Below are 26,932 nucleotides of genomic sequence, written 5' to 3'. Positions count from 1 at the left end.
GCGGCCTTGGCAGGTGATATTCACAGTGGTTTTGCCTGTATCAGTCATGCTCAGGCACGAAATCACGGACAATTCATACTCTTTCTGCTGCTCGAAAGCGCTGCATGGCTTATCCTTGCATCACGCAATCAACGTAGAAGCAGTGAATTAACGATGGGTTTTGAACAACTAGCTGAATTACGTGACCGCCTGCGGTCTGAAAAAGCGCAGCAGGCAAAAGCCGACACCCCGCGCCCCGCCAAGCGTAAGCCTGCCTCCCAGGCCAAGGTGCGCGAGCAGGACCCGGCGGTGGAGGCCATCTGGCCATTGCAAAAGCATTTCCCGTTGGCTTTCCCGGTGAACCCGGCTCCGAAGGTTCCGCTCAAAGAGGGCATCTTCAAGGATGCCGAGCAACACCTGGAACTGCTGGGTATCACCAGCGAGCAGCTTAAGCTTGGCATTTCGACGTGGTGCCGAGGCAACCGTTACTGGTCCAGCATGGTCGAGAATGCCCCGCGTCTGGACCTTAACGGCCAGCCTGCTGGTGTAGTTACGGCAGGCCAGGCACTGTATGCCAAGCAACAAGCCTCGCGCCAGCGCGGCCAGGCTCGCAAGAACCGCGCCAAGGCGAAAGCGGCGGAACCTGCACCGGCCGTTCAAAACCCTGTAGAGCAGGCGGCAGACTAAGTTGGTTTTCGCGCTCGGCCCTGCGTCTTCGCTGGCACAGGGCCGCAGTATGTTCAGGGCCAGGGCAAGGTGTTTGACCCTGGCATCTGCAAGCCGGCGCTTAAGGCTACTAGCCGGTTTTCAGTTGCGATAGCTGGACTTTGAGGTCGGCCATCAAACGCTGGCCTGCTGCTTCGAGCAGGTCGCCATAGAGTGCGATGGTGTTGCAGCGGTGGCATGTCAGGACAGACTTCCTGTACAACCGTCGCGGCTTGGTGAACTCCTCACCTTCGCATTTGAGGCATCTCAACGTAACGCTCATGACCGTTCGCTCCATGAAAATTCTGCAGAATCCATCCTGCCCTTCGCCGCTCGAGAAACGCGCGACGGTAGATTGAGTCGCCGGGAGCGGTAAACGTTCATTTTGGTTGACCTGAAAAGTATCAACCAAGTCTCAGATGAGCCGAGGCCGCGCAGTGCCGGTGCGATCTACGCGTTGAGCGCCCGTTTCAACACCTCGTAAATGGTGCTGTCAGCTGACTGAGCAACATTGAAACGCATGAAGTCCTTTGCCGCCATGGCCTGGCTGAACGCGTTGCCAGGTGCCAGGACCAATCCTTCTCGCAGGCAAGTTCTGGCCAGCATTGCCGCATCCGTGCCTTCTGGCAATTGGCACCACAAGTACATTCCGGCTCGGGGCACGATCCAAGGTTTGATGCCGATGGCTTGTAGCTGCACCACTGTTTCATCCATTGCCTCGGTCAACCTCAGGCGCACGCCCTCCATGTGCTTTCGGTAGCCGCTATCGGTGATAGCGTGATGAACGATGTCTGCGGCCATGCGCCCGCCGCCGAACGTCGTGGCGATCTTGAGGTCTACCAGCGCTTCGATCCAGTCGCAGCGCGCGGCAATGTAGCCGCAGCGGATCGACGCCGAGATGGTCTTTGAGAAACTGCCGATTTGGATCACTTGCTCCAGGCCATCGAAGGCCGATAGCCGTGGGGCAGGGGTATGCTCGAAATCACCGAAAATATCGTCTTCCACGATCACCAAGTTAGTGGCATCGGCCAGCTTCAGCAGCCGATGAGCCGTGACCGCAGACAGGCTAGCGCCGGTTGGGTTGTGAATACCGGAATTGGTGATGTACAGACGAGGCTCGTGTTCGAGCAGTGCTGCACCGAATGCAGTGGTGTCCGGGCCTGTCGGGGTGTAAGGGACACCGACGATATTCACCCTGTGGGCTTTGAGCAAAGCGTGAAAATTGAAATAGCAGGGGTCATCGACCAAAACCGTGTCACCGGGCTGCAGCAGAAAGCGGCAGATCAGGTCGATGGCGTGAGTACCAGACTCGGTCAGCATGACCTGCTCAAGCGGGGCATCGATCCCGATCCCGCCCAGCCGTCGCGACAAGAATTGCCTGAGCGGGATATGGCCAAGTGGTTGCGCATACTCAGCCAGATTCATGGTGTCGGAGCGGGCAGCCACACGTAGCGCTTTGCGCACGCCGGCTTCGTACATCCAGGAAGCCGGCAGCCAGCCGCACCCCGGCTTCAGGGCGTCACTGCTGGTTTCCAGCGATTGGCGTGAGATCCAGAGTGGGTCCACCTCACGATCGAGTTTTGGGCCAAGCTCGGTGAGGGCCAAAGGTGCGACTGGCCCTCCCACGAAAAAACCTGAGCCAGGCCGCGAGGTCAGTACACCTTCTGCCATCAAGCGCTCATAGGCTTCCAGGACCGTAGACACCGAGACCTGCATGGCCTGGGCCATCGCCCGCACCGACGGGATGCGGGTGCCAGGGGTATAGGTCCGGGAGGCGATCCTGGCCTGTATCACTCCCATGACCGCTTTGATTCGCGTGCCGTCGCGCTTCATTACACCCTCGACTGTGCTGGATTCAAATGCATAACAGTTCGGTTGAACCGTACTGGACTGTACATGGTCCTGGTCTGCCTGTCAGTGCTGTACTGAGCACTGACAGGCAGAGGACTCATTGATGGAAAAGACAACCAGTGGCTGGCTCAATGGCTTTATGGGCGTGGCAATATTCGCCGGCTCATTGCCAGCAACTCGCATGGCGGTAAGCGCTTTCGAACCCACGTTTCTGACCTGTGCCAGGGCGACCATCGCCGCCTTGCTGGGCGCGTGTTGTTTGATGGTGCTGCGCCAGCCTCGGCCCAAGCGCTCGGATGTGGCGTCGCTGGCAGTTACTGCACTTGGCGTGGTAATAGGTTTTCCCCTGCTCACCGCTTTGGCCTTGCAGCATGTCAGCTCGGCGCATTCCATCGTTTTTGTCGGTTTGTTGCCAATGTGCACTGCAGGGTTCGCCGTACTGCGCGGCGGTGAACGCCCTGGGCCGTTATTCTGGCTATTTTCAGTTGCAGGTGCCGGGCTGGTGGCGGGCTATGCGTGGTTGAGCGCGAGCAACGGTTCGGTCCTGGGTGACCTGCTGATGATGGCAGCCGTAGTGGTATGCGGGTTGGGTTATGCCGAGGGTGCGCGCCTGTCGCGCAGATTGGGCGGTTGGCAAGTGATCTGTTGGGCGTTGCTGGTAGCGTTGCCATTGATGCTGGTGCTGACGATAGTCAATCTTCCAGCTCCTGAAGCCTTGACCAAGGCTAGCGGCGCCGCCTGGTTAAGCTTTGGCTACGTTTCGTTGTTCAGCATGCTGATCGGCTTCGTATTCTGGTATCGAGGACTGGTGCAGGGTGGGATTGCGGCCGTAGGCCAACTGCAACTGCTGCAGCCGTTCATGGGGCTGGGGTTGGCGGCGCTGCTGTTGGGAGAGCACGTCAGCCCGATAATGCTTGCTGTAACCCTCGGGGCTGTGGTCTGCGTTGCCGGAGCGAAGAAGTTCGCTTAATGAAGGCCTGCATAAAATCTACTGGCTGATAGAAGCGTTGTTGTCTCTCTCTGGTGAATGGGTATTGCTAGGCTGATCACGTACATCGTTCAACAGCATTTCAGGGGGATATATGTCAGTAGAGAAGGTTGCAATCGTTACCGCCGGCGGTAGCGGCATGGGTGCAGCGGCGGCACGTCGGCTGGCGGCTGAGGGGTTCAAAGTCGGTGTTCTTTCATCCTCGGGCAAGGGCGAAGCGCTGGCGCAGCAGCTGGGAGGCGTCGGCATCACTGGCAGTAATCAGTCCAACGAAGACCTGCAACGTCTGGTTGACAGAGTCATTCAGAAGTGGGGGCGCATAGACGTCCTGGTAAATAGCGCGGGCCACGGCCCCCGAGCCCCGATACTGAACATCAGCGACGAGGATTGGCACAAGGGCATGGAAACCTACCTGCTCAATGTGATTCGCCCAACCCGTCTGGTCACGCCATACATGCAGCGTCAGGGCGGTGGTGCGATCATCAATATTTCCAGTGCGTGGACATTCGAGCCAAGCGAGCTTTTCCCGACATCGGCAGTGTTCCGCGCAGGCCTTGCGTCGTTCAGCAAGATCTTCGCTGACCAGTATGCAGGTGACAATATTCGCATGAACAATGTGCTACCGGGTTGGATCGACAGCCTCCCAGCCACGCAGGAGCGCCGCGACGCTGTGCCGCTCAAACGCTATGGCTCCAGTGAGGAAATCGCCGCCACCATCGCCTTCCTCGCCAGCCAAGGAGCTGCGTACATTACCGGGCAGAACATAAAAGTAGACGGCGGTGTTACCCGCAGCGTTTGAGTGCGCAAGGGCCGGGTGCTTGATTGTGATTCTGGTGCAGCAAGGATGCTCGCGCTAAACATGATTTGTGTGCGGCTCAGATCACTTTCACAGCACGGCCAATGAACTTCACTGGCCCCGTCGGAAGCCCGGTGGATGAACCGCCGGCCTTCTCCAGGGTGAGCTCGAACAATTGGTTGGCCTCCAGCGGCGGCAGGCTCTGCAGCGGTAGCCGGTAAAGCTCTCCAGGCTTGACTAGGCCCAGCGAAACCGGTGCGCGCCACTGGTTGCCCTTGGTCCAGAACTGTAAGGCCATACCTTCGGGGATCGCCTCATTGCCAAGCGGAATCAGCTCGATCATGCGGCTGTCGCTGGCCTGTACCACCCAACCGGGCGCCTGAGTGCTCGGGGCCACCAGCACTACCATAAATTGAGGAGTGGGCGGCGGCGTGGTGAGCAAAGTGAACGCCAGCAACACGCTTGCGACCAGCCCCGTAGCGCTCAGCGCTTGCCACATGCCAAGGCGTTGCCACCACTTGACCCGTGGCAAGACCTGGGGGGTGATGCGTTCATTCAGGCTGCGTTGGATACGGCCCCAAAGGCGGGCGCTCGGTGGGTGAGGTGTAGCTAGTGCGGTCAGCTCGAGCAGACGCGCCTCCCAGTCATCTACCATGGCGCGCAAGGCCGGATCGTGCTCGAGGCGCTGGAGCACTGCGGCGTGTTGCTCTGATGACAAGGTACCCAGGACGAACTCGCCGGCCAAGGTATCCATTGCTTGGGCAGTATCCGGTTTCATCCTAGGCACTCCCGCAGCGCCTGGAGGCTGCGCTTGATCCAGGCTTTGACGGTGCCCAGTGGGGCGCCCAACAGGGCAGCGATCTCGGCGTGACTGCAACCGTCCACATAAGCGTGCAGGATGCAGCGCTGTGGTGCGGGCTGCAATTGTTCCAGGCAACGATATATTTTCGCTGAGCCGGACCACAGGTCGATGTCATCCAGGCCATTTTGCAAGCTGCTTGAGATATCGACGGCCCCATCGTCCAGCACGGTTTCACGCCGGGAATCGCGAATGGCATTGAGGGCCAAGTGGCGCACGATGCTGTAGATCCAGCCCTGTGCCGAACCGCGCGCAGGGTCGAAGCTACCCGCACGGGTCCAGATGCGGATGAAAGCATCGTGGACGATGTCTTCAGCAGTTGCATTGTCACGGGCGATACGCCGGGCGACGCCCAGTAGCCGCGCGCCTTCGTGGTCGTATAGCGCTTGCAGGGCTCGTCGGTCGCCCTGTGCACAGGCCTGCAGGCAACGACCGAAGTCAAAAGGGGTGACCGGCGAGTTCAACGTCTGTGGCTTCCTTGTGTCATGCAAGGTGCCCCGGCCTTGAAGCCGGGGGCTTGCCAACGAGCGTAGATGAACAATAGCAAGGTGTCTGTTCAACGTATTACTTATGTGTCCAGAACACGTAGTCGGCCTGGTACTGCACCACCTGCTTGGCACCTTTGTTTTGTACGGTGCAGTCACTGGCTGGAGCCACGCCGCCGCGGGTGGCCAGGCGCTGGATATAGCTCACGCCCTGCATGGCGCCTTTGCCTTCGGCAGGGTTGGCCTTGACCAGTTGGTAGGGCAAGGCGCCCTTGTCCGCTGGCGCTACCGCAAGCTGAGTGCCGGTGACCTTCGAGCCATCTTTGGCCTGCCAGGTAGCGGGTGGGCCGAAGTACTCGCCTACCTGCTTGCCGGCACGATCATTGAGCACGGCCTTGGGACCGACGAAGGTCCATTCGGTTTGGCCGGGGCTGTTGCTCTTGTCGCGGCATTCATAAGTGACCTCGCCCACGCCGACGGTCTCGAGCAGAACGCGATGGCCATCGGGCACCTTGACCGCATCTGGCAGCTCGGTTTGGCCATGTGCGGGTTGCAACGCCAGGGCGATGCTGAAGGCAAGCAGGCAGGCAGAAAGTTTGCGAGTCATTGGGAGTGCTCCTGACAGGTCATTAGGCAGGGCGGTCACAAGCCGCCCATTAGCAATACCCGCCAGCGCCAGGATTGGATGCACTCAAAGAGAAAAAAATATCGGCTGCGTTCGCTACAAAGCTAATCCGCGCAAACGCAGGCGCTGGCGCGCTGTAACGTAGCCTGGGCACACTGCCTCATCGCTCGTGAAAATCTATCGGCGCTGGATCTTGCCCATTGATGAATGTCACCACTTCATCCAAAACCGGCGCCAGCCAACGCATCGGGCGCGCGAACGCTGCCACCAATGTCCCGTGCCCAGGCTTGGAAAAATAGAGTTCGCGCACCGACACACCCTGCTCTCGCAAGCGCCGAGCCATGCCTGCGGTGTTGCGCTGGGGATTGACCAGCGAGTCGTCCTGCGCCGCCATCAACAGTGCAGGGGGCGACTTGGGGCCAACATGGTTGATCGGTTGGGAGTCAGGTGGGGAGTCCGGGAAAAAGAAAATCGGTTTCACTTCTGGGTTTTCAATGGGCAGAAAGTCGTACGGCCCGGCTAGACCGATCCAGCCACTGAGCATTGACGGCTGCATGTTCACCGCTGCTAGCCATTGAGGGTCTAGAGCGATCATGGCGGCGTTGTAACCGCCTGCGCTATGCCCCATCACATACAGCCGCTTGGGATCGCCACGGTATTGGTGGATATGTTGGCGGGTCCAGCCAACCGCCTGCGCACTGTCTTCAAGAAAGCCCTGATAGTGAACCTGCGGGTAGAGGCGATAATCGGCTATCACGGCAACGATGCCACGCGCTGCCAGAGCCTCACCGACGAAACCGTAGTCACTGCGTGAGCCGCGGGTCCAGCTGCCGCCATAGAAGAAAACCACCACCGGTACGTCGCTGGTGAGGTTGACCGGCGTGTACACATCCAGTTGGTTGCGCGGGTCGTTACCATATTTGAGGTTGGATGCTTTGGTGTAGGTGCCGTCTGGGGTAAGGAGGTTCAACACTTTCAGAGGTGAACAGCCCACCAACAGGCCCAGCAGTGCGCCAACTAAACCGATGCGTAAGGCTAACCTGATCATGGTGCGTACTCGGAGGCTGTGTGCTTTTGAGACTGCGAGCTTGCGTTGAAATTCAGCTATTGATCGGGTGCTTGGCGCACCCCTAGCTGAATCCATTGCCCGCAGCGGAGGTTCAGATTGGCCAGCCGCGAAACGATCGACACAATAAAACTTCAGTACACATAATCGAAACCTCACACGGATGGCCAGGAACGACCGACATGGATCGCTTTGCAACATTGACTACAGACCGCCTGCTATTGACGCCGCTGCAGCTGGAGGACTCCGACACCATTCAGCAGCTCTTCCCTTGCTGGGAGGTTGTTCGCTATCTGGATCGGCGTGTGCCATGGCCGTATCCCGATGATGGGGCACTGACCTACGTACGAGACGTCGCGCTGCGGGGGATGGCAGAGGGACGTGAGTGGCATTGGATGATCCGCATGCGCGACGATGCCGATTGCACCCTGGGCAGCATCAGTTTGTATGACCAGCCGGGCAACAACAGGGGGTTCTGGCTCGCACCACAATGGTGGGGCAGGGGCTACATGCGCGAGGCCTGCAGGGCTATCAACGCGTATTGGTTCCAGACCCTGGCTCGCCCGGTCATGCAGGTTCCCAAAGCGGTTGCCAACCACGCATCACGCAAGGTGTCGGAACATGAGGGCATGCGCTTGGTAGACGTCAGGGAAGGCGACTTCGTGGCTGGGCAGATGGCCGTCGAAATATGGGAGATGAGCCGTGCAGACTGGGTGGCTATGTCGGTGTCAACACGCTGACCGTCGCGCAACGGGCGCTGCTCAGAGCGTCCATTGCCGATAGGCCTGTTGGAGCGGATGAACCCGCTCCTGCAACAATGTGCTTTTGCTTGATGGGGGGATCGCGCCTCGAACCCTGACCCTTGCGGCCAGTGTCAGAAGACTGACCAGCCGATGCGCGAGCTGAGCAGCTCCAGCGCGGCCATGCCCGCATAGGAGTTACCTGCCGAGTTCAGCTCAGGCGACCAGACACACACGGTGAACTGCCCCGGAACGATGGCTACGATCCCGCCCCCCACGCCGCTTTTGCCGGGCAAGCCCACCCGGTAAGCAAAGTTACCGGCTTCGTCATAAAGCCCGCTGGTGGCCATGATCGAGTTCACCTGCTGAGTCTGACGCCGGGTGAGGATCTGCTCGCCACTGTGCTTGCAGAACCCGTCGTTGGCCAGGAAGCAGAAGGCGCGCGCCAGGTCCAGGCAGCTCATCTGCAGCGCGCAGTAGCTGAAGTAACTGCGCAGCACCGTTTCGACTTCGTTGTGAAAGTTACCGAATGACTGCATCAGGTAAGCCATGGCCGCGTTACGCGCGCGGAACTGGTATTCCGAATCGGCCACGCGTGCGTCGATTGCAATATGCGGGTTACCCGACAACCGCCTTACGAAATCGCGCATCGACAGGGTGGGCGCGGCGAAGCGCGACTGATTGATATCGCAGATCACCAGTGCGCCGGCATTGATGAAAGGGTTGCGCGGGCGGCCGCGTTCGAACTCCAGCTGTACCAGGGAGTTGAAAGGTTGACCCGAGGGCTCGTGGCCCAGTCGCTCCCAAATGGCTTCGCCTGAATGGCCGATCGCCTGGACCAGGCTGAAGACCTTGGAAATACTCTGCACCGAGAACGGTACCAAGGCGTCGCCTGCGCAGTGGTAGCTGCCATCGTTGCCGTAGACAGCAATGCCCAGTTGCTGCGCCGGCACGTCGGCCAGAGCGGGTATGTAGTCAGCGACTTTGCCCTTGCCGATCAAGGGGCGTACTTCTTCGAGAATCTCGTTCAACAGCGTTTGCATGGCGGGCTCTCTTGTCACTTCCCAGCATGACTGCCGGGGTAGGATCTCAGACGCAAGCGCGGCGGCAGAGATCACAAATCGATGGCCAAGTGTTGGGCAGGCCGCCTGCATGTGGCCCGATCTGCAGCCGTTCAGATCGGCGCCTGGGAGGGTTCGATGACGAAAGCTCGACATGGATCTTGCCGAGTGTGATGCCGTGAAACGACGATGCCCACATTCCTGAGGCAGGAAGTGGGCATCGAGGTGCTGCACTTACGGATTATTTCGCGCCGACGACTCCGGCCGTTTCAGCTTGTTGGTGTTGGCGCTTGCGGCCGATCACCAGTACGGCCACCCCGGCAACCAAGCACAGTGCGGCCAAGGGCATCAGCGCCAAGGCGTAGCTACCGGTGGCGTCGTGAATCGCACCATAGGCATTGACCATCAGACCTCCCCCGATCAAGTTGGCCATGGCGCCTACGGCAGCAAGGCCAGCTGCGGCGGTAGAGGATGACAACCAGCCTGATACCAGTGCCCAGAACGGCCCTTTCATCGAATACGCACCCACCAGCACCATGGTCAGCATCACCACAGTCGCCGGTAGCGACGAGGTGAACAGCGTCATCAGCAGCCCTGCCGCGATCAGCAGCATGGTCATTGCCGTGTGCCAGCGACGCTCGCCGGTACGGTCAGAACTGCGGCCCCAGATGATCATCAGCACTGATGCGATGCCGTAAGGAATGGCATTGACCATGCCGATTTCCATGGCACTCAGGCCGAAGGTTTTCAGCAGTTGAGGAGCCCACACGCTCATGGTGCTGCCAGCAGCCGAGGCGCCCGAATAGATCAGCGCCAATACCCAGATATCTTTGTGGCGCAGCAGCTTCCACAACGAGATATGGCCAATGGCGGTTTTCTTCGACGCCTCATCCGCCAAGCGCTTGGTGAGCCAGCCGCGTTGCTCGTCAGTCAACCATTTGGCCTGCTCGGGGCGATCGGTGAGGACGAATAGGCAGGCGATACCTAGAAAGACGGCAGGGATACCTTCGAGGATGAACAGCCAGTGCCAGCCGCGCATGCCCATCCAGCCATCCAGGCTCAGCAGCAAGCCCGACAGCGGCGATCCGATGAAATTGGCAGCAGGAATTGCCACCATGAACAGCGCCACCATCCGTGCCCGGTAAGCCGACGGCAGCCAGTAGGTGAGGTACAGCAGGACACCTGGGAAGAACCCAGCCTCGGCTGCGCCCAGCAGAAACCGCATTACGTAGAGGGAATTGGAGCCCTGAACGAAGGCTGTGCCTGCCGAGATCAGGCCCCAGGTAATCATGATGCGGGCGATCCAGATACGGGCCCCGTAACGTTGCATGGCCAGGTTGCTGGGTACTTCGACCAGAAAGTACGCAAAGAAGAAGAGGCTGCTGGCGAAGCCGAATACCTTGGCCGTGAGCTGCAGGTCCTCGTTCATCTGCAGCGAGGCCATGCCGATGTTGCCGCGGTCGATGATCGCGATCAGGTAGCAGATGATCAGAAAAGGCAGCAGGCGCCAGGCGACACGGCGCATGGTGCTGCGTTCGAGTTCATCCGGCAAGGACGTTGCTGAATTCATGATGCTCTCCAATTGTTGTTTTTCTGGAGTGACGCGTAGTGAAGGCCCCCAGGCGCACGGGGGCAGCCGGGGCATGCAATCAGCTGGCGAACAGATGGCGATTGACCACGCAGCGCGGGTCCAGAGCTTTGCCCGCCCAGACATCCAGGATCTGGTTCAATGCCACCAGGGCCACCCGGTCACGGGCCTCGCTGGTATTGGCGCCCACATGCGGGGTGGCAACCAAACTGGGCAAGCCCCACAGTGGGCTGTCGGCAGGCGGCGGTTCGGGGCTGAAGGTGTCAAGGCCAGCACCGGCGATGCGTCGCTCGCTAAGCGCTTTGACCAAAGCGTTGGAGTCGATCAGCTCACCACGGGCAGTGTTGATCAGGATGGCGCTGGGGCGCATACGTTCAAGCTGGGCTGCGCCAATCAGGTTGTGATTGGTCTCGGTCAGCGGGCAATGCAGGCTGATGATATCGCTTTCAGCGAGCAGGCGATCGAAATCCGCTTCACGTTCGACGTGCGGGCGCTCCGGCAGCTGTTTGAGGTAGGGGTCAAATACCTTGACCTTCATGCGCAGTGGCGCCACCAGGTCCATGAGGATACCGCCAATGGACCCTAAGCCAACCAGGCCCAAGGTTTTGCCAGCCAGCTCGATGCCGTTGGCCGAGGATTTGTCCCAGTGCCCATCACGCATACGCGCATCCAGCAATGCGGTTTGACGGGCCACGCTGAACATCAACGCGAAGGCCAGCTCTGCCACAGACTGCGCATTGGCGCCTACGGCGATCGAGACCGGGATGCCGCGGTCTGCAGCGGCTTGGATATCGATGGTGTTGTAGCCCACACCGTGCTTGGCGATCACCTTCAGGTTAGCCGAAGCGTCGATCATGGCGCGGGTCAACGCGCCCTGGCGGACCACGATGGCATCGGGCTGCTCTGCGCGAATGATGGCTTCCAGCTCTTCGGCCGGCAGGTACGGGGTGGTGGGAACGACTCTAATGCCTTGTTCGGCAGCCAGGTTCATAGCCTCAGCAGCGAGCTCGGGGCCGGTCAGCACAATGGTTCGTGACATCGTGAATACCTTGTTCTTGTGGGGGCAGTCAGCCGCCATAGCGGCATGATTGGAACCCTAGCATAATGAAACGCTGTTGCAATAATAAAATTTCAGCCAACGATAGAACGCATTTGGCGTGTGTAAAAAGTGATTGCAACGACAATTATGAAATGACATTCTAAAAATAGATTCGGCAGCAGTCGATGACATCGAATAAATCCAATAGAGGTATGTCACATGAGCATTGGCTTCCAAGTGCTTGAGCGCGCACGTAAAGTCGGCGATGAGTGGGTTGCACGGTACCGCGAGGTGCCGGTTGCCAATGTCAGCGATTCGATGAACCGCATGACGGCAGGCGGTGCCCGCCTGCGTCCTATGCACCGAGAAGGGGTGCTGTGCGGCCCGGCGGTGACTGTCAAGGCGCGTCCAGGTGACAACCTGATGCTGCACTACGCGCTCGACATTGCTCAGCCAGGTGACGTGATCGTGGTCGATGCCGGCGGCGATCTGACCAATGCACTGATCGGCGAAATGATGGTGGCTTACGCAGTCAAGCGTGGCGTGGCCGGCATCGTGATCAACGGCGCCATCCGCGATGCTGCCAATATCAGCGCGGGTGACTTCCCGTTGTTCGCGGCCGGGGTTTCGCACCGTGGCCCTTACAAAGACGGCCCTGGCGAGATCAACGTGCCGATTGCCATTGATGGTATGGTGGTCCAGCCAGGCGACCTGGTGATTGGTGATGACGATGGCCTGCTGTGCGTGCCTTATGACCATGTCGCTGAGGTATATGCCGCGGCCACCGCCAAGCACACTGCCGAAACCGCACAGATGGAAAAAATTGCCCAAGGTACCAATGACCGTTCCTGGGTTCTGGACTCCTTGAAGAAAAAAGGCTGCCTGCTTCCAGGCTGATCTTCCATGCGCTGCGCACCTTGCGATGGGGTGCGCAGCGGCTGAAAGCTCGGTGCCGGTCGCGGGTCTATTGAGGTTCGCAGACTTGTACGATTCATCTTCACCGCATCGCAAACGCTGGCCCGCCGCTGTGCGGGCGTTGGCTCATCGTAACTTTCAGATCTATTTCGTCGGCCAGGGGGTTTCTACGCTGGGCAAGTGGGTGCAGCAGGTTGCGTTGGCCTGGCTTGCGTATCACTTGACTGGTTCTGCCGTCTTGCTCGGGTTGATCACCTTTCTATCGCTGGCCCCGCAACTGCTGGTCGGTCCTTTGGCCGGCGCCTGGATCGACCGCCACGACAAGCGTCGGCTGCTGATCATCGTGCAAATGGTCCTTATCGGTCAGTCCGTGGCACTGGCGGTCGCTACTTGGCTGGGCTTGATCGACGGTCCACTCATTGCGGCCATGGCGTTGTTGCTCGGCTTGCTCAATGCTTTGGAAACGCCCTTGCGCCAGGCACTGATCGGCAGTTTCGTCGACGATCCAGCCGACCTTCCGAACGCGCTGGTGCTCAATGCCATGCTGATCAATGCTGCACGGTTTGTGGGCCCGCCACTGGCTGGCGGGCTGATTGCGCTAGCTGGTGAGGCCGCCTGTTTCGCCCTCACAGCTGTGGCTTTTCTAGCCTTGCTGGGGGGGTTGCTGAAGGTGCGCGGCACAGCTGCCCCCAGAGCCAGCGGTTCAACCGCCCAAGTGTTTCGCGAAGGGCTGGTGTATCTGTGGCAAACCCGCAGTGTTCGCCAGTTGCTGGTCAATGTGATCATGGTCAACCTGCTGGCGTCCTGCTACGCAGCATTGTTGCCCATCCTGGCCAGGGCTGTTTTCGCTGGTGATGCGCGAGTGCTGGGCTGGTTATGGGGGGCGGCTGGCGCTGGCGCATTCGTGGCTACACTGGTGCTGGCGTTCGGGGGTGCCTTGTCTCGTCTGCGGCAATTCACCGATGCAGGGGCACTGCTGTGCGCGTTTGCGCTGCTCGGCCTGTGTATGGCCGGAGCACTGCCACTGGCACTGTTTGCGTTGGGTGTATTGGGTTTTGGGATCACGCTTAGCAACGTCAGCACCAACATGCAATTGCAAAGTGGCGCCCCCAGCCATTTGCGTGGCCGGGTGATCGCGTTCTATATCGCCATGCGCTTTGGTTTCGAGGCCTTGGGCGGTATGGCTGCGGGCTTGGTTGCGGCACGCTGGGGGGCGCCAGCGACCTTGGGGGTCGCTGGCGGGGTTCTGGTAGTGGGGTTGTTGGGGCAATACAGCACGCGCCGTGGTGGCTGAGCGTCAGGCCGGCTGGCCTTGGCCTTGCAGGGTCTGTTTCTTTGCCGGATCGCCCAGCCAGAGCATCAGGCAGGTGCCTACCAGCAGAATGGATGCCACGGCGAAGAAGGGCATGCTGAAGCTCTGAGTGCTGTCTTTGATAAGGCCTATCAGGAACGGGCCGGTGAAGCCGCCCAGGTTGCCGATCGAAACGATCATCGCCAAGCCCCCGGCGGCGGCGCGCCCGGTCAGGATGGTCGAGGGTATGGCCCAGAACGTGGCCTGGAATGACAGGATGCTTGCCACTGCCACGCACAAACTGGCGATTTTCAGCACTGGCTGGTCGAGCAGGGCGGCTGCTACCAAGGCCACCGCGGCCAAGGCCAAGGCGCTGACCACGTAAGGCAGGCGATGAGTGCTGCGGTTGGCCAGGCGTGCCCAGATTGTCATGCACAGGGCGCCAACCACATAGGGCAGTGCAACCACAAAGCCCACAATGCCGCTATCGATGCCCAGCCCTTTGATGATCTGCGGTAGCCACATCCCTATGCCGATCGAACCGACGATGCAACAGAAATTGATGGCTGCCAGGGTGAACACCTTGGGGTTGGTCAAAGCAGCCCGCAGTGTGTTGCCGTGGGATGCGCCAATCGACTGCTGCTCTTGGCTAAGGCGCTGGTTGAGCCACGCTTTCTCGCGCACGCTCAGCCACTTGGCCTTGGCAGGGGTGTCGACCAAGATGAAAAGGCACGCGATGCCCAGCAGCACAGCTGGCATCGATTCGGTGACCAGTAGCAGTTGCCAGTTTTTCAGCCCCCATACGTCATGTTGCTGCATCAACCAGCCAGACAGGGGTGAGCCAACGATGTTGGCCACAGGAATACCTAGCAGGAACGCTGCAGTGGCTTTTGCCCGCCATTTGCCGGGGAACCAGTAGGTGAAGTACAGGTACACGCCCGGTGTGAAGCCTGCTTCGGCAAGCCCTAGCAAAAAGCGCGCGATGCTGAAGCTGATCGGCCCCGTGGCGAAGGCGGTCGCCATGGAGATCAACCCCCATGTAATCATGATCCGCGCAATCCATACCCGCGCGCCGAAGCGCTGCATCAGCAGGTTGCTGGGGATTTCGAACATGAAATAGCCGAAGAAGAACAGGCCGGCTGCCCAGCCGAACATCGTTGCGGTCAGGCCCAGGTCCTGGTTCATGCTGATGGCGGCGAAGCCTACATTGGTGCGATCCAGGTAGCTGATCACGTAGCAGATGAAAATGAACGGCACCAGGCGCCACAATAGGCGGCGCATCAGGCGTTCGCCCTCGGCATCGCTTAGCGGCGCCTGGGCTGCGGGGTTTTCGTGGGTCATGTCGTCACTCTTTTGTAGTTGTTGTGTGCCCTGACAGGGGGGCTGGGTCAGCTGTGGGAGTACATGGGCAGCCCAGGCGCAGTGGTGCGTACCTGCAGGATGCTGCCGGTTTCCGATTCGGTGATGTACAAGGTCTGCCCGTCGTCGCCGCCGAAGGCCAGGTTGGTGTTGCTGATACCTGCGCACGAAACGATGCGCTGCAAGGGTTCGGCGACTTTCGACAGCTTCCACACCGAGCCGAATCCGGTATGGGCGATGTACAGGTTGCTGTTGGCATCGAGCGCCAGGCCGTCAGGCCCGCCAAGGCCGCCGTGCAACTGGGCGAAGACACCTACCTTGCCAACGATCGAGCCGTTGCCCAGCGGGATGCGCCAGATCTGTTGGGCCCTTGTCACTGCCACCAGCAGGTGGTTGAGGTGTGGGTCATAGACGATGCCATTAGGGCTTGGGATGGTGTTCAGCAGGCAGGTCAGGTTGCCGCTTGCATCAAGCTTGTAGACGCGGCCGCTGGCATCCTGCAGCCCAGTCTGGCCTTGATCAGTGAAGTACAGGTCGCCGTTGGGTGCGAATACCAGGTCGTTGACCCCTTTGAAGCTTTCGGAACCTGCCGAGTCGAGCACGGCCTCGATGGCGCCGGTCTCTGGGTCCAGCTGCATGATCCCGCGCTTATAGTCGGTGATGAAGATGCGCCCGTCCTGGTGAATTTTCAGGCCGTTGGGCCAGCCATCGTACTGGCAGACCATTTCCCAGTCGCCCTGCGGTGAGATGCGAAAAATTCTGCCGTTGGGAATGTCGGTGACGTAGAGGCGCCCTTGACGATCAAACGATGGGCCTTCCAGGAACGAGTCGATGGCTCGGCCTTGGCGGTTGGCATTGGCCCAGGCAGTAGGTCGCGGGTCGCGAAATTGGTCAGGTAGGCGGGTAAAAACCGTGGTTTCCACGGTGGGCGGGGCAGCGAAGAAGCTCATAAGCGCTCCTGGGGTCTGGGTGGGCGGCTAAGCGTCCAATTATTGTTGTGACTTGTTTAATGCAACGCCGTTGCAAAATAAACCATAATCGGACGTGAGGTGAAGCATAAACTCAATTTTAAGCCCGATTTTTTCTCGTTATCCGCTGCCTGCTGTACATTTTGAGTTACCGCTTGACGAATAATGGAAATGGCATTTCAAAAAAACCATACCAGTCGTGCCTTTCTGATCAGCGTTTTGCTGATAAGCGCCAGTCGGAATTCGCCCGCCAGCAGCGGCCGCGCTGCCTGGCAGTTGCGGTTGGCAAGTGCGTACGCCAATTCATCTCCCGAGCCTTCCTGGTTTTTTATCCGTGCGATGGCGCATGCTACGTTGGCGGGGGCAGGCCATTGACGGATAATGCTGTTTTTGGGCCCTTGCCCTGAATTGAGGGTGTCAATCTGTGAGGTTTTGCAAAAATGGTTAAAGCGCGGCCGCGTCCGGCGGTGAATGGAGTGGCATCGGCAGACCGTGTTTTGACTGTGCTGACGGCGTTTCAGATAGGCGATTCAGCGCTCAGCCTTGTAGAGCTGGTCGAGCGGACTGGGTTGATCAAGAGCACCATCATGCGCTTGATGGTGTCCCTGGAAAATCATGGTTTCATCACTCGCATGGCCGATGGCAGATACCAGTTGGCGAGCGAGGTCATGCGTTTGAACACCGTGTACCAGGAGGCGCTCGACCTGGAAAAACACGTGATGCCACGTCTGCACCACTTGGCGGAGCAGTCGGGTGAGACAGCATCCTTCTATGTGCGCCATGGCGCGTATCGGATGTGCCAATACCGAGTCAACTCTTCCCATCGGCTGCGCTTGAATCTTCAGCCCGGCGATATGCGGCCTATGGATGAGGCCGCAGGCGCCCAAGCATTACGTGCGCCTTACCCGGTCGGAATCACATTGGATAAACCATTTTATTCCAAAGGCGCGACCGATCCGCATGCCGCTTCAATGGCCCTGCCCATCTACGGCGCGCAGCAGAAGCTCATGGGGGCGCTGGTGATTTCCGGGCCGGCCAGCCGTTTGACGGAAGACTATGCCGAGAGCCTCAGAGCGATGTTCTTTGAAGCGGCAAATGACCTGATGCGAAGCCTGGGCTACAAGCCTGCGTCTTCAGAGCCCGAAGCGATTGAGTGACCGGGCGACGGGCACCGCGGCATACGGGGTGCGATCGCCAACGGATCTTTTCATGCCAGGCATGCCATGCCTAGGCCACGAGTTGGCTTGCTCTGGGCCAGCCAACCCCAAGCCACCCCTTGCGCATGCCGGTCAGCTCAGCCCTTCGGCCTGTAGGGTTTTCTGCACGGCCGGCCGGCTGGCTACCCGCTTGTGAAATTGCGCGACCGCCGGCCAAGGTGTCAGGTCGATGCCTAACATCGGCGCCCAGTTGACGATGGTGAACAGGTAGGCGTCGGCCACGCTGAAGTGTTGTCCTGTCAAAAACGCCTGGCTGTGCAGGGCCGTGTTTACCAGGCCCAAGCGTTTGCCGAAGGTATCCAGGGTTTTTTGCTTGGCCTGGGGACTGATGCCTGGGTTGAACAGCGCAGCAAGCGTCTTGTGCAGTTCGGTGCCAATGAAGTTGAGCCATTCCTGCACCCGCGCGCGCTCCAGTGAACCCGCCGGGGGCAGCAGGTTGGCCTCGGGTTTCTGGTCGGCCAGGTACTGAACGATGGCAGGGCCCTCGGTGAGCACTTGGCCGTCATCCAGTTGCAGGGCTGGTACATAGCCCTTGGCATTGACCGAATAGAAGTCGGCCCCGCTAGCTGTGGTATGAGCCTTGAGGTCGACTTTTTCGGCGGTGTAAGGCAAGCCCAGTTCGTTCAGCACGATGTGTGGCGAGAGTGAACAGGCACCTGGTGAGTAATAAAGCTTCATGATTGTCTCCCATTGAGCAAAGGACGGGGCGCAGCAGCGTTAACGTTATGCCACCTACGTGCTATCTCAAGTACGGTGATGACCAAAGGTCGATGATCGCGCTGGCGCTTACGGTTCACCGAGCGTTTCGCGTGCGGGGGTTAGACGGCGGGTATGGAAGTCGTACTCGAACAATTCAGCATAGCGCCCCCACTCGATGGCTACTTTGAGTACGCGTTCGGCTTCTTCGGCATCCATCGACTCTGCCAGGCGTTCGAGCACCGCTTTTTCCAGCAACCCCGCAGGCTCCAGGCGCAGGCTGTCGAGGATATAGCCGATCAATCTCACGTGGCCCTTGCACTGGCGCGCGAACAAATCCTGGCGCCGTGCCTGGCGTGCAGTGACGTAGTTGCGCCCTTGGCGGGTAAGGCGGATGTCGCCCTCGACGACCTGGGCCAAGCCGAGCAGGCCAAGGGCCTCGTAGATCGGGAACAGCGCCTCGTCAGGCTGCTCGGCTTCCTCGGCCAGGTGAGGCAGGTCGGCTTCGCCGTTGAACGGCTCGCCAGCAATCAGTTCCAGCACGCTTTCCATGCGCGCGATGTCGGCATCAGGTAGCCGGTAGCCCAGTTCAACGGTTGACGGGGCGCCTGCGGCAGCTATTTCTTCGGGGCGTTGGGTCATCAGTGCATAGACCTCGTCGACCAGCCCGCGAACCTGGGCCGAGTCAGCGTTGCGCGGCCGGGGCAGGTCGATGTGCAGCTCGGAGCGAACGCGCCCTGGGTCGCTGGAGAGAATAAGGATGCGGTCAGCCATCATCACGGTCTCCTCGATATTGTGCGACACCACCAGAATGCCGCGAGTGGTGATGCGGCGCTCTTCCCAGAGTTCGAGCATGTCGTCGCGCAAGGTTTCGCCGGTGAGTACATCCAGCGCCGAGAACGCTTCGTCCATCAGCAGCACTTCTGGGTTCATCACCAAGGCACGGGCGATACCCACGCGCTGGCGCATGCCGCCAGACAGCTCACGGGGCAGGGCGCCACCAAACCCGGACAGGCCGATCAGCTCCAGTGCAGCGTTGGCCAGGCGCTCGCGCTCAGCTCGGTTCACGCCCTGGGCTTCCAGGCCAAGCTCGACGTTTTGCTGCACGGTCAGCCATGGGAACAACGCAAAAGTCTGAAAGACCATGGCTACGCCGTCGACCGGGCCGTGGATCGGCTGGCCGCGGTAGCTGACGGTACCGCGGTCGGTGCCAACCAACCCGGCGATGATCCGCAGCAGCGTCGATTTACCGGAACCGGAGCGGCCGAGCAGGGCGACGATCTCATGCTCGCGCAGTTGGAAGTCGACGCCTTCAAGAATGGTCCGCGGCGTGCCATCGCTGGCCCGGAAGGCCTTGCTCACGCCCTTGAGTTCGATTAGCAGTGGTTTCATGGCAAATCCTCAGCGGCGGCTCTCGGCAAGCACATACAGGCGGCGCCAGAAAAACCGGTTCAGCAGCATCACATAGATGCACATGACCCCTATGCCCAAGGCAATGCGGTGAAAGTCACCGGCGTCGGTCATCTGCTTGATGTAACTGCCCAGGCCGTCGGCGACCAAAGAAGTGTCGCCCCAGCTGACATACTCGGCGACGATGCTGGCATTCCACGAGCCGCCGCTGGCAGTCATGGCGCCTGTTACGAAGCTGGGGAGCACCGCCGGCAGGTACACACGGCGCCACTTCAGCCAGCCACGCAAACCCAGGTTGTCTGCGGCAAGGCGCAGTTCGTAAGGGATGGCCGTCGCGCCGGCGACCACGTTGAACAGGATGTACCACTGGGTGCCGAAAACCATCAGCGGGCTCAGCCAGATGTTTGGGCTGAGTTGAAAGTGCACCAGTGCCATGACCACCACGGGGAATAGTAGGTTGACCGGGAAGGCAGCGAGAAACTGGGCCAGCGCCTGGACTTTCTGCGAGTAGCGCGGGCGCAGGCCGATCCACACTGACAGCGGCACCCATATCAATGAGGCAAGGGCAATCAGCAGCATGACCCGGCACAGGGTGATCAAGCCCAGGCCCAGTACATGCAGTGCCTCGCCCCAGCCGACATCCTGGTGCACGAACAGCCCCAAGCGCGCGAAGGCCAATGCACAGGCAAGCACCAAGATGACGTCCCAGGCCTGCGGCCCCCAACCCGGCAGGCGCAGCCACCGGCGCGGCGCTGTACTGCCGTCGCGGCGCACAGGGAATGCGCCGGTAGCCTGTTGTATGCCTTTGGCTAACCACTCGCTCAATGCGCTCAGCCAACGGCTGCGCCGGGCAGCGTCGAGCACCCATGAGCGCTGCGCGGTGTCGCCTTGTGTGTCTTCGAAGCGAAAGCGGTCGGCCCAGGCCAGCAGGGGGCGAAAAAACAGCTGATCGTAGAGCACGATGCCGGTGAGCATCGCGCCGATGGCCCAGGCAATGGCGCCCAGGTTGCGTTGGTCGATGGCCACGGCGATGTAGGAGCCGATGCCAGGCAGCTTGATATCCTGCCCGGCCACCGAGATGGCCTCGGCGGCTACCAGAAAGAACCACCCGCCGGACATCGACATCATCATGTTCCACAACAGGCTCGGCATCGCGAACGGCAGCTCCAGGCGCCAGAAGCGCTGCCACGCCGAGAGCCGCAAGACACGTGCCGCCTCGTTCAGCTCCGCCGGCACGCTTCGCAACGACTGGTAAAGGCTCAGCGCCATGTTCCACGCCTGAGAGGTGAAGATGGCGAAGATCGCCGCGCACTCGACGCCCAGCAGGTTTCCCGGAAACAGCGCGATGAACGGGGCAATGGCGATGGCCTGAAAGCCCAGGATGGGCACCGACTGCAGTACGTCCAACAAAGGAATCAAGGCCTTTTCAGCGGCTCGGTACTTGGCGGCCAGCGTGGCGAACACGAAGGCGAACAGCAGCGAGATCCCCAGTGCGATGAACATCCGCACGATGGTCCGCATCAAGTAGTAGGGCAGGTAGGCCGGATCGAGTGAAATTGGCAGCGATTGGCCGACCACGAACGGCCGACTCATCTGCATGGCGGCATACGCGGCAAGCACAAGCACCACCAGCACCAGTGGCAGCAGAACCCAGTCCCAGCGATTCGGTACGCCATTGCGCAGGCCTGGCGACGGGTTGAACAGGCGGGCCATGTACGAATCTCGAGCGTCAGGGTGTGGGAGGGGCCGGTGCCATCACATGAGCCAGTATGGTTCAGGTGGGTGACAGTTCAATGTGCCCAAAGGGTCGGCCACAGGCAGAGGAAAGTCACGTGAAGGCGCGGTGCCCTTGGGTAACTTTTTTGATAGGTTCGGGCCGCTTCAGAGCCTGCCTTTGGCGCCTATCGGTAGCCCTGCGCGAAGCACTGACCCAAGCCTTACCACTCGATCGCTTGCCCGTCCCATGCCCAGAAGCCCCCGCTGTCTGCGGGCCCAAATCTTTGTACCTGTTCGATCACGCACTGTGCGGCGAATGCCGGGTCGAACAGCTTGCCCGCCGGTACATTGCCTTGAAATGGGCGCGATAGATCGGTGTCGGTTGTGCCAGGATGCAACGCCATTATCGTGGCTGCCGGGTTCAGGCGCCGCAGCTCGATACTTGCGGTGTGCAGCAACTGGTTGAGCGCAGCCTTGCTGGCCCGATAGCTGTACCAGCCGCCCAGGCGGTTATCGCCGATCGAACCCACCCTGGCCGATAGTGCAGCGAAGGTTGCCGGGTTGTTGCGCAAGAACGGTAGCAGGTGTTTGAGCAGGAGTATGGGAGCGAAGGCGTTGCTGGCGAAGCTCGCCTGCAGGCTGGCCAAATCCAACTGGGCCAGTGATTTTTCGGGCTTGGCGCCGTCCTGGTGGAGGGTGCCCAGCGTACTGATGACCAAGTGAAGGTGGTCGCATTGCGCCTTAAGCTCAGTGGCCATTGTTGCAAGTGCCTGTTCTTCGCGGGCATCGCAATCAATCAGCACCAAGCGCTTGCCATGCTGCGTGGCCAGGCGTGCCAGCGCGTCATTGTGGGTCGCATTGCGCGAGATGGCCCAGAGCCTGGCCACCTCATCGCTTGCCAGCAATGTGCTGCAGAGGGCCAAACCGATGCCACGGCTGGCGCCTGCTAGCAGCACATTGGCTTGGCCATCAAGGTTGGGTATCAAGGGCATGGGGCACCTCTTGCAGTTGTAAGCCACTGAGCTTAGCACCGGCCGAACCGTGCTGGCCTGGCATTGAACTCGCGAAACGGCGCGCTACGCTTTGGGCAGCGATGCTTTGTTCTACAGCCTTTGCCCCCGTCCATTGAGTGAGTGCGCAGATGATTCGCAGCTACCTGCTAATGCTGGTCGCCGCTGCCTTGTTGGCGGCCTGTGGCGACGACTCCTCCCACTACGCAGTCTCCGATGAGCATTGCCAGCCCGATCGGCTGAAAACGCTGCCCAACAATCCCAGCCGGGATAGCTTGGTGGAAAAGTGCATGCCGCGTCAGTCGCCCTGAGGCTGTAACTGCGTGCCTGGGGCAAACCGATCTTCAGGTCGCTGTTCGACGAGCGAATCGTTGTGGCGCCTGCTTGGGGCCAATGGCGGGGCGGCAGGCACCTTGTTCGCTATGCCAAACGGCACATGAACCATTGGCAGGTCACCTGCGGCCGAGAACAAATGGCTGCGTTGATCGTCGAAGAACATATGTGGCTTCAAGATCTGAAGCACGCGAGCCTTCTCCATGCCGCCGAGGAAGAATGACTCGTCTGGCGAAACGCCCCAGTTTTTCAGTGTTGTCACCACCCGCTCATGGGCTGGAGCGTTACGCGCCGTGACGATCGCGATACGCAGAATCCGCTTGTACTGCGGGTCTTCTGCCAGCTTGCGGTCTTCGAGCTGGCGTATCAGCGAGAGCTTGCGATACAGGTCTGCCAGGGGCCCAGGTTGGTGTGGGATGGCCTTGCGGTCGCGCTCATGGGCCTGGAACTCACCCAGATCAAGGTGCTGTTTGTACACACTCTCTGCCTCGTCATCGGCGATGACGCCATCGAAGTCGAAGGCCACGCGTAATTCGGAGTCGATTTCGTCATCATAGATGCGCGTGGGCAGCACAAGGCCAGCAGGGTAGTCGGCATCGATGGCGCGCTGCACGTCGCCCTCGTGGGCGCTGAGAAACAGCGAAGCGTTGAACGCGGGGATGTACTCGTAGGGTGAGCGCCCGGACATGAACGCTGCCCGGGTGATATCCAGGTTGTAGTGGTTGATCGAGCGGAACACCCGTAGCCCCGTCTCTGGGGAATTGCGCGAGAGTAGCACCACCTCGACCGGCAGTTGTTCGGGGAAGGCTTGGTTGATGCTCAGGAAACGCCGGATGAACGGAAACGCCACGCCTTTGGGGAAGGGCACGTCGAGGTTTTGTTCCTGATGCAGGCGGTACGCTTCGACGCCTTCGGCTTGATAAATGTCGTCGGACACCGTCAGGTCGAACAGAGCGCTGGAGGCGACGCCGACGACGAGTTTCTGCTCGATGGGGTAGGGCATGGATTGTCCTGGGAAAAACGGCAACATGCTCAATCATAGGCCAATGCCCCTCCAGGATGGGCGATTTCATATCGGCGCTGCTCGCTGCGCCGCCGGTGCTAAATGACGGTGGGCGAGCCATCCAGATCGCGACGGGCCCTGGCCCGCTCGGCTGAGTCATCAACGCTGTCTATCAACCCATCCACGCTATCAATTTGACTGCGACAACCTGCCTCAGTAACTTGCCCCGCTGTTCGCTGCAACCCAGAGATCATCCGCTTTGCCTTCCTCCTGACCTACCGCCGCCACACCCCCGCAAACCGTAAATTCACGATCTTCGGCATGCCTTCTGGCATCGCTGTCGTCCCTGCGTTCGAGCCTTTCAAATGTCTGTCAATGCACCCTCCCAGATCACCGAACTCGTTATCGAGGCCGGTACCAAGAAAGCCCAGTTGCCCGCCCGTGCCTTGCTGATTCTGGGGTTTCTCGCCGGCGGCTTCATTTCGATGGGCTTTATCCTGGCCATCCATGTCAGCGCCATGATTCCCGGGCAGTGGGCCTCGCTGGGCAACCTGCTGGGTGCGGCAGTGTTTCCCATCGGCCTGATTCTGGTGATCCTGGCCGGAGGTGAGCTGCTGACCGGCAACATGATGAGCCTGCCTTTAGCCATGTTCGCCGGGCGTATCCGCGTGGCGGCCGTCGCGCGTAACTGGCTTTGGGTGACTTTGGCCAACTTGCTGGGGGCCTTGTTCGTGGCCTACTTCTTCGGCCACCTGCTGGGCCTTACCGAAGGTGCCTACCTGGACAAGACGGTGGCCGGGGCCACGAGCAAGGCCAGCGCCGACTTCGTACATGCCTTCGTTTCCGGCATCGGTTGCAATTGGCTGGTGTGTCTGGCGGTTTGGCTGGCCTACGCAAGCCGGGAGATGAGTGGCAAGGTCCTGGGCATCTGGTTCCCGATCATGGCGTTTGTGGCCATCGGCTTTCAGCATGTGGTGGCCAACATGTTCCTCATCCCTGCTGCAATCTTCGCCGGTTACCTGAGCTGGGCCGCCCTGCTGCACAACCTGGTGGCGGTATTTCTCGGCAACGCGGTGGGTGGGGCGATTTTCGTGGGCCTTGCTTACTATGTATCGTTCGGCGCCGCTGCCAAGCACCAGGCAACGGCGCAGTCATCTCAGGCCCCCGCGAGTTAAGGCCCAGGGCGAGATATGTTGAGTGCGTGGGGATTGGCCACGTTCTTCGGAGTGCCCTGGAAAAAGGCCAGTAGGTTGTCGAACGCATCGCCGAAATAAAGCTCGTAGCCGTTCCTTTCCACGTAGCCAAGGTGCGGTGTGCTTAGCACCCGGGGGTGGGTGAGCAGCGGATGGTCAGTGGCTAGGATCGGTTCCTGCTCGAAGACATCCACTGCTGCGAAGCCTGGCCTGCCGGCTTCGAGCGCCTGCAGCAGTGCCCCCGGAGCGATGAGTTCGGCACGGCTGATGTTTACCAGCAGGGCATCGGCCTTCATGCGTGACAAATCGGCGAAGGTCACAGCATGGCGCGTGGTATCTGACAAACGCAGGTTCAGGCTGAGGATATCGGCCTCGGCGAAAAAGGCCTCGCGCGACGCCGCCGCCCGATGCCCGTGCGCCTGTGCCGCAGCCCGGCTGGCTTCGCTGCCCCACACCAGTACCGGCATGTCGAATGCCTGGGCGTAGCGGGCCAGGCGCTGGCCAATCTTGCCGTAACCCCAGATGCCCAGTACCTGGCCGGCCACTGCCTGGCCCAGATTGACCTGCCATTGGCCTTGTTTGAAGGCTTCGATCGCCGGCACCAGTTGGCGCCGGGCATTGAGGATCAGCGCCCAAGCCAGCTCAGCCGGTGCCACCGGCGAGCCACGCCCCTCGGTGACGACGATGCCGCGGGCGGTGCACGCTTGAAGGTCAAGGTGCCCCGCGACCTTGCCGGTTTGGCTGATCAGCTTGAGATTGGGCAAGCGCTCGAGCAGGGCTGCGTCGATACGGGTGCGCTCACGGGTCAGCACCAGGGCGTCGGCGTTGGCCAGACGTGCAGCCAATGCCTCCAGTGAGGCAGGCTGCCTATCGTGAAACACGCTCACCTCATGCCCTGCCAGGCGCTTGTAGCAATCGAGTGTGCGGATCACGTCCTGATAGTCGTCTGGAATGGCAATGCGCATTGTCGTAGGCCCTGGGGTTGGTCGTGGCGATGGTGCTGAGAGTTGCGGTTCTGCCACACAGAAGTCAACCATGACCGCCTACGGCCGATGGCGCGTTCAAAGGGCAGCTTACTCAGCCCAATGCCTGGGGCCAGGCTTTGTGGTGCTCCACCAGAAAGTCCACGAACACCCGCACCCGCGCTGGCATCGCCGACCCGCCCACGAACACGGCGTGCAAAGGCTCCTGGTCGCAAGGGTTGTAGTCCTCAAGAAGCGCCACCAGCTGGCCGCTTTTCAACTCATCTGCCACGGTGAATGTACCAATCCGGGCGATGCCTGCCCCCAACCTGGCCAACTGCGCGAGCGCTTCGCCACTGTTGCACTCGATGTTACCCGTTACCTTCATTGAAAAATGCGCTTGCCCGCGGCGAAAAGGCCAATCCGGCGCCGCGCGCCGGAAGTTGAAGCGCAGGCAGTTGTGCTTTTCCAGGTCCTCAGGCACTTGTGGCGTACCGCAGCGTGCCAGGTAGTCGGGCGATGCCACCACTACCTGGCCAGTGTGGCCTATGTAACGTGCAGTCAGCGAGCTGTCTGGCAGCTGGCCAAAGCGCAGCGCGACATCGGCTTGCCCGCCATGGATGTCAGCGATTTCATCGCTCAGGGCCAGGTCCACCAGCACCTGTGGATACTTGGCGCTGAATGCCGTCAGCAAGGGCACTAGGGTCTGGCGTCCGTGGCCGAGTGCCGCACTGACCCGTAAACGCCCCCGTGGTACCCCTTGGTCGGTGATCGCCTCTTCGACCTCCAGCAGGTCTGCCAGGATGCGCCGGGCGCCGCGCAGATAGGCCTCACCCTCGGTGGTCAGGTTGATCGCGCGTGTGGTGCGCAGTAGCAGGCGAGTCCCCAGGCGCTGCTCGGCACGGGCAACGATGCGGCTCACCGCTGACGGTGTAAGGCCCAGCGCCCGTGCGGCGCCCGACAGGCTGCCGCTTTCGACCACCTTGCAGAACACCTCCATTTCCCCGGATCGACCGTAGTATTCCATTTGTGCCTCCAGCGCAAAGGTGATTGCCAATAAAGCTGTCTAGTGCGCAA

27 protein-coding genes are annotated in these 26,932 nt (G+C 60.4%); 9 read left to right on the top strand and 18 right to left on the bottom strand.

From position 1 onward, the window contains the following. Window positions 1-153 precede the first annotated feature (153 nt). A complete protein-coding gene (locus J5M56_RS08020; protein ID WP_186478003.1) occupies window positions 154-666 on the top strand; it encodes a ProQ/FinO family protein in 513 nt (170 codons plus the stop codon). 109 nt (window positions 667-775) lie between these two features. Here the strand turns inward: J5M56_RS08020 and J5M56_RS08015 are convergent, their stop codons facing one another. Together J5M56_RS08015 and J5M56_RS08010 are read right to left on the bottom strand one after the other, a co-directional pair. Continuing rightward, window positions 776-967 (bottom strand): hypothetical protein, encoded by a 192-nt coding sequence (locus J5M56_RS08015; protein WP_225915485.1) that lies wholly within the window; start codon window positions 965-967, stop codon window positions 776-778. Between the two features lie 167 nt (window positions 968-1,134). After that, complete coding sequence (locus J5M56_RS08010; protein ID WP_207936345.1) at window positions 1,135-2,517, bottom strand: PLP-dependent aminotransferase family protein; 1,383 nt, start codon at window positions 2,515-2,517, stop codon at window positions 1,135-1,137. 121 nt (window positions 2,518-2,638) lie between these two features. On the opposite strand from J5M56_RS08010, the gene J5M56_RS08005 reads away from it, so the two are divergent. Together J5M56_RS08005 and J5M56_RS08000 are read left to right on the top strand one after the other, a co-directional pair. Then, entirely contained in the window at window positions 2,639-3,505 is an 867-nt protein-coding gene (locus tag J5M56_RS08005; RefSeq protein WP_207936344.1) for a DMT family transporter, read from the top strand. A 112-nt stretch (window positions 3,506-3,617) separates the two neighbouring features. Next, window positions 3,618-4,322, top strand: a complete 705-nt coding sequence (locus J5M56_RS08000; protein ID WP_207936342.1) for an SDR family oxidoreductase — start codon at window positions 3,618-3,620, stop codon at window positions 4,320-4,322. A gap of 76 nt (window positions 4,323-4,398) precedes the next feature. On the opposite strand, the gene J5M56_RS07995 is transcribed toward J5M56_RS08000, so the two are convergent. From J5M56_RS07995 to J5M56_RS07980, 4 genes are all read right to left on the bottom strand, one after another. After that, window positions 4,399-5,097 (bottom strand): anti-sigma factor, encoded by a 699-nt coding sequence (locus tag J5M56_RS07995; RefSeq protein ID WP_207936340.1) that lies wholly within the window; start codon window positions 5,095-5,097, stop codon window positions 4,399-4,401. Further along, complete coding sequence (locus tag J5M56_RS07990; RefSeq protein WP_186477980.1) at window positions 5,094-5,642, bottom strand: sigma-70 family RNA polymerase sigma factor; 549 nt, start codon at window positions 5,640-5,642, stop codon at window positions 5,094-5,096. Before J5M56_RS07990 ends, J5M56_RS07995 begins: the two co-directional genes overlap by 4 nt. A 100-nt stretch (window positions 5,643-5,742) precedes the next feature. Then, window positions 5,743-6,270, bottom strand: coding sequence for a DUF3455 domain-containing protein (locus J5M56_RS07985; protein WP_207936338.1), 528 nt, complete (start codon window positions 6,268-6,270; stop codon window positions 5,743-5,745). A gap of 178 nt (window positions 6,271-6,448) precedes the next feature. After that, window positions 6,449-7,336, bottom strand: coding sequence for an alpha/beta hydrolase (locus J5M56_RS07980; RefSeq protein ID WP_207936336.1), 888 nt, complete (start codon window positions 7,334-7,336; stop codon window positions 6,449-6,451). Between the two features lie 200 nt (window positions 7,337-7,536). On the opposite strand from J5M56_RS07980, the gene J5M56_RS07975 reads away from it, so the two are divergent. Next, window positions 7,537-8,094 (top strand): GNAT family N-acetyltransferase, encoded by a 558-nt coding sequence (locus J5M56_RS07975; RefSeq protein ID WP_186477977.1) that lies wholly within the window; start codon window positions 7,537-7,539, stop codon window positions 8,092-8,094. Window positions 8,095-8,228: 134 nt separating this feature from the next. On the opposite strand, the gene glsB is transcribed toward J5M56_RS07975, so the two are convergent. From glsB to J5M56_RS07960, 3 genes are all read right to left on the bottom strand, one after another. Then, entirely contained in the window at window positions 8,229-9,137 is a 909-nt protein-coding gene (gene glsB, locus J5M56_RS07970; RefSeq protein ID WP_186477976.1) for a glutaminase B, read from the bottom strand. A gap of 259 nt (window positions 9,138-9,396) precedes the next feature. Further along, window positions 9,397-10,725, bottom strand: a complete 1,329-nt coding sequence (locus tag J5M56_RS07965; protein ID WP_060478466.1) for an MFS transporter — start codon at window positions 10,723-10,725, stop codon at window positions 9,397-9,399. Between the two features lie 79 nt (window positions 10,726-10,804). Next, a complete protein-coding gene (locus tag J5M56_RS07960) occupies window positions 10,805-11,782 on the bottom strand; it encodes a hydroxyacid dehydrogenase (protein ID WP_186477975.1) in 978 nt (325 codons plus the stop codon). 219 nt (window positions 11,783-12,001) lie between these two features. Between J5M56_RS07960 and J5M56_RS07955 the strand changes: the two genes are divergently transcribed. Next, on the top strand, window positions 12,002-12,679 hold the full coding sequence (locus J5M56_RS07955; protein ID WP_186477974.1) for an RraA family protein: 678 nt from the start codon (window positions 12,002-12,004) through the stop codon (window positions 12,677-12,679). A gap of 130 nt (window positions 12,680-12,809) precedes the next feature. Next, window positions 12,810-13,991, top strand: coding sequence for an MFS transporter (locus J5M56_RS07950; RefSeq protein ID WP_186478002.1), 1,182 nt, complete (start codon window positions 12,810-12,812; stop codon window positions 13,989-13,991). 3 nt (window positions 13,992-13,994) lie between these two features. On the opposite strand, the gene J5M56_RS07945 is transcribed toward J5M56_RS07950, so the two are convergent. Next, the gene (locus tag J5M56_RS07945; protein WP_186477973.1) at window positions 13,995-15,329 is read right to left on the bottom strand and encodes an MFS transporter; all 1,335 of its coding nucleotides are present in this window, start codon (window positions 15,327-15,329) and stop codon (window positions 13,995-13,997) included. Window positions 15,330-15,376: 47 nt separating this feature from the next. Beyond that, entirely contained in the window at window positions 15,377-16,297 is a 921-nt protein-coding gene (locus J5M56_RS07940; RefSeq protein ID WP_207936334.1) for an SMP-30/gluconolactonase/LRE family protein, read from the bottom strand. Between the two features lie 458 nt (window positions 16,298-16,755). Between J5M56_RS07940 and J5M56_RS07935 the strand changes: the two genes are divergently transcribed. After that, complete coding sequence (locus tag J5M56_RS07935; protein WP_207936332.1) at window positions 16,756-17,472, top strand: helix-turn-helix domain-containing protein; 717 nt, start codon at window positions 16,756-16,758, stop codon at window positions 17,470-17,472. Window positions 17,473-17,604: 132 nt separating this feature from the next. On the opposite strand, the gene gstA is transcribed toward J5M56_RS07935, so the two are convergent. The 4 genes from gstA to J5M56_RS07915 all read right to left on the bottom strand — a co-directional run bounded on the left by gstA (window position 17,605) and on the right by J5M56_RS07915 (window position 22,346). Continuing rightward, the gene (gstA, locus tag J5M56_RS07930) at window positions 17,605-18,210 is read right to left on the bottom strand and encodes a glutathione transferase GstA (RefSeq protein WP_060478461.1); all 606 of its coding nucleotides are present in this window, start codon (window positions 18,208-18,210) and stop codon (window positions 17,605-17,607) included. A gap of 108 nt (window positions 18,211-18,318) precedes the next feature. Then, window positions 18,319-19,620, bottom strand: coding sequence for a nitrate/sulfonate/bicarbonate ABC transporter ATP-binding protein (locus J5M56_RS07925; protein WP_186477969.1), 1,302 nt, complete (start codon window positions 19,618-19,620; stop codon window positions 18,319-18,321). Between the two features lie 9 nt (window positions 19,621-19,629). Beyond that, the gene (locus tag J5M56_RS07920; protein WP_207936330.1) at window positions 19,630-21,351 is read right to left on the bottom strand and encodes an ABC transporter permease subunit; all 1,722 of its coding nucleotides are present in this window, start codon (window positions 21,349-21,351) and stop codon (window positions 19,630-19,632) included. A gap of 224 nt (window positions 21,352-21,575) precedes the next feature. Then, window positions 21,576-22,346, bottom strand: coding sequence for an SDR family NAD(P)-dependent oxidoreductase (locus J5M56_RS07915; protein WP_186477967.1), 771 nt, complete (start codon window positions 22,344-22,346; stop codon window positions 21,576-21,578). A gap of 149 nt (window positions 22,347-22,495) precedes the next feature. On the opposite strand from J5M56_RS07915, the gene trbK reads away from it, so the two are divergent. Beyond that, window positions 22,496-22,675, top strand: coding sequence for an entry exclusion lipoprotein TrbK (trbK, locus tag J5M56_RS07910; RefSeq protein WP_186477966.1), 180 nt, complete (start codon window positions 22,496-22,498; stop codon window positions 22,673-22,675). On the opposite strand, the gene J5M56_RS07905 is transcribed toward trbK, so the two are convergent. Next, window positions 22,663-23,700 carry a 5'-nucleotidase gene (locus tag J5M56_RS07905; protein WP_243430625.1) on the bottom strand — a complete coding sequence of 346 codons (1,038 nt, stop codon included), beginning with the start codon at window positions 23,698-23,700 and terminating at the stop codon, window positions 22,663-22,665. The genes trbK and J5M56_RS07905 overlap by 13 nt on opposite strands. A gap of 365 nt (window positions 23,701-24,065) precedes the next feature. Between J5M56_RS07905 and J5M56_RS07900 the strand changes: the two genes are divergently transcribed. Continuing rightward, entirely contained in the window at window positions 24,066-24,875 is an 810-nt protein-coding gene (locus J5M56_RS07900) for a formate/nitrite transporter family protein (protein ID WP_186477965.1), read from the top strand. Here J5M56_RS07900 and J5M56_RS07895 read toward each other — a convergent pair. Beyond that, window positions 24,872-25,858: a D-2-hydroxyacid dehydrogenase family protein gene (locus J5M56_RS07895; RefSeq protein ID WP_207936328.1), complete on the bottom strand. Its 987-nt coding sequence runs from the start codon at window positions 25,856-25,858 to the stop codon at window positions 24,872-24,874. The genes J5M56_RS07900 and J5M56_RS07895 overlap by 4 nt on opposite strands. 112 nt (window positions 25,859-25,970) lie before the next feature. Further along, entirely contained in the window at window positions 25,971-26,882 is a 912-nt protein-coding gene (locus tag J5M56_RS07890; RefSeq protein WP_207936326.1) for a LysR family transcriptional regulator, read from the bottom strand. Window positions 26,883-26,932: the final 50 nt, after the last annotated feature.

It is taken from the genome of Pseudomonas sp. 51_B (assembly GCF_017491595.1).
Classification (GTDB): Bacteria; Pseudomonadota; Gammaproteobacteria; order Pseudomonadales; family Pseudomonadaceae; genus Aquipseudomonas; species Aquipseudomonas promysalinigenes.
This window is presented reverse-complemented; position numbering and strand designations above follow the sequence as displayed.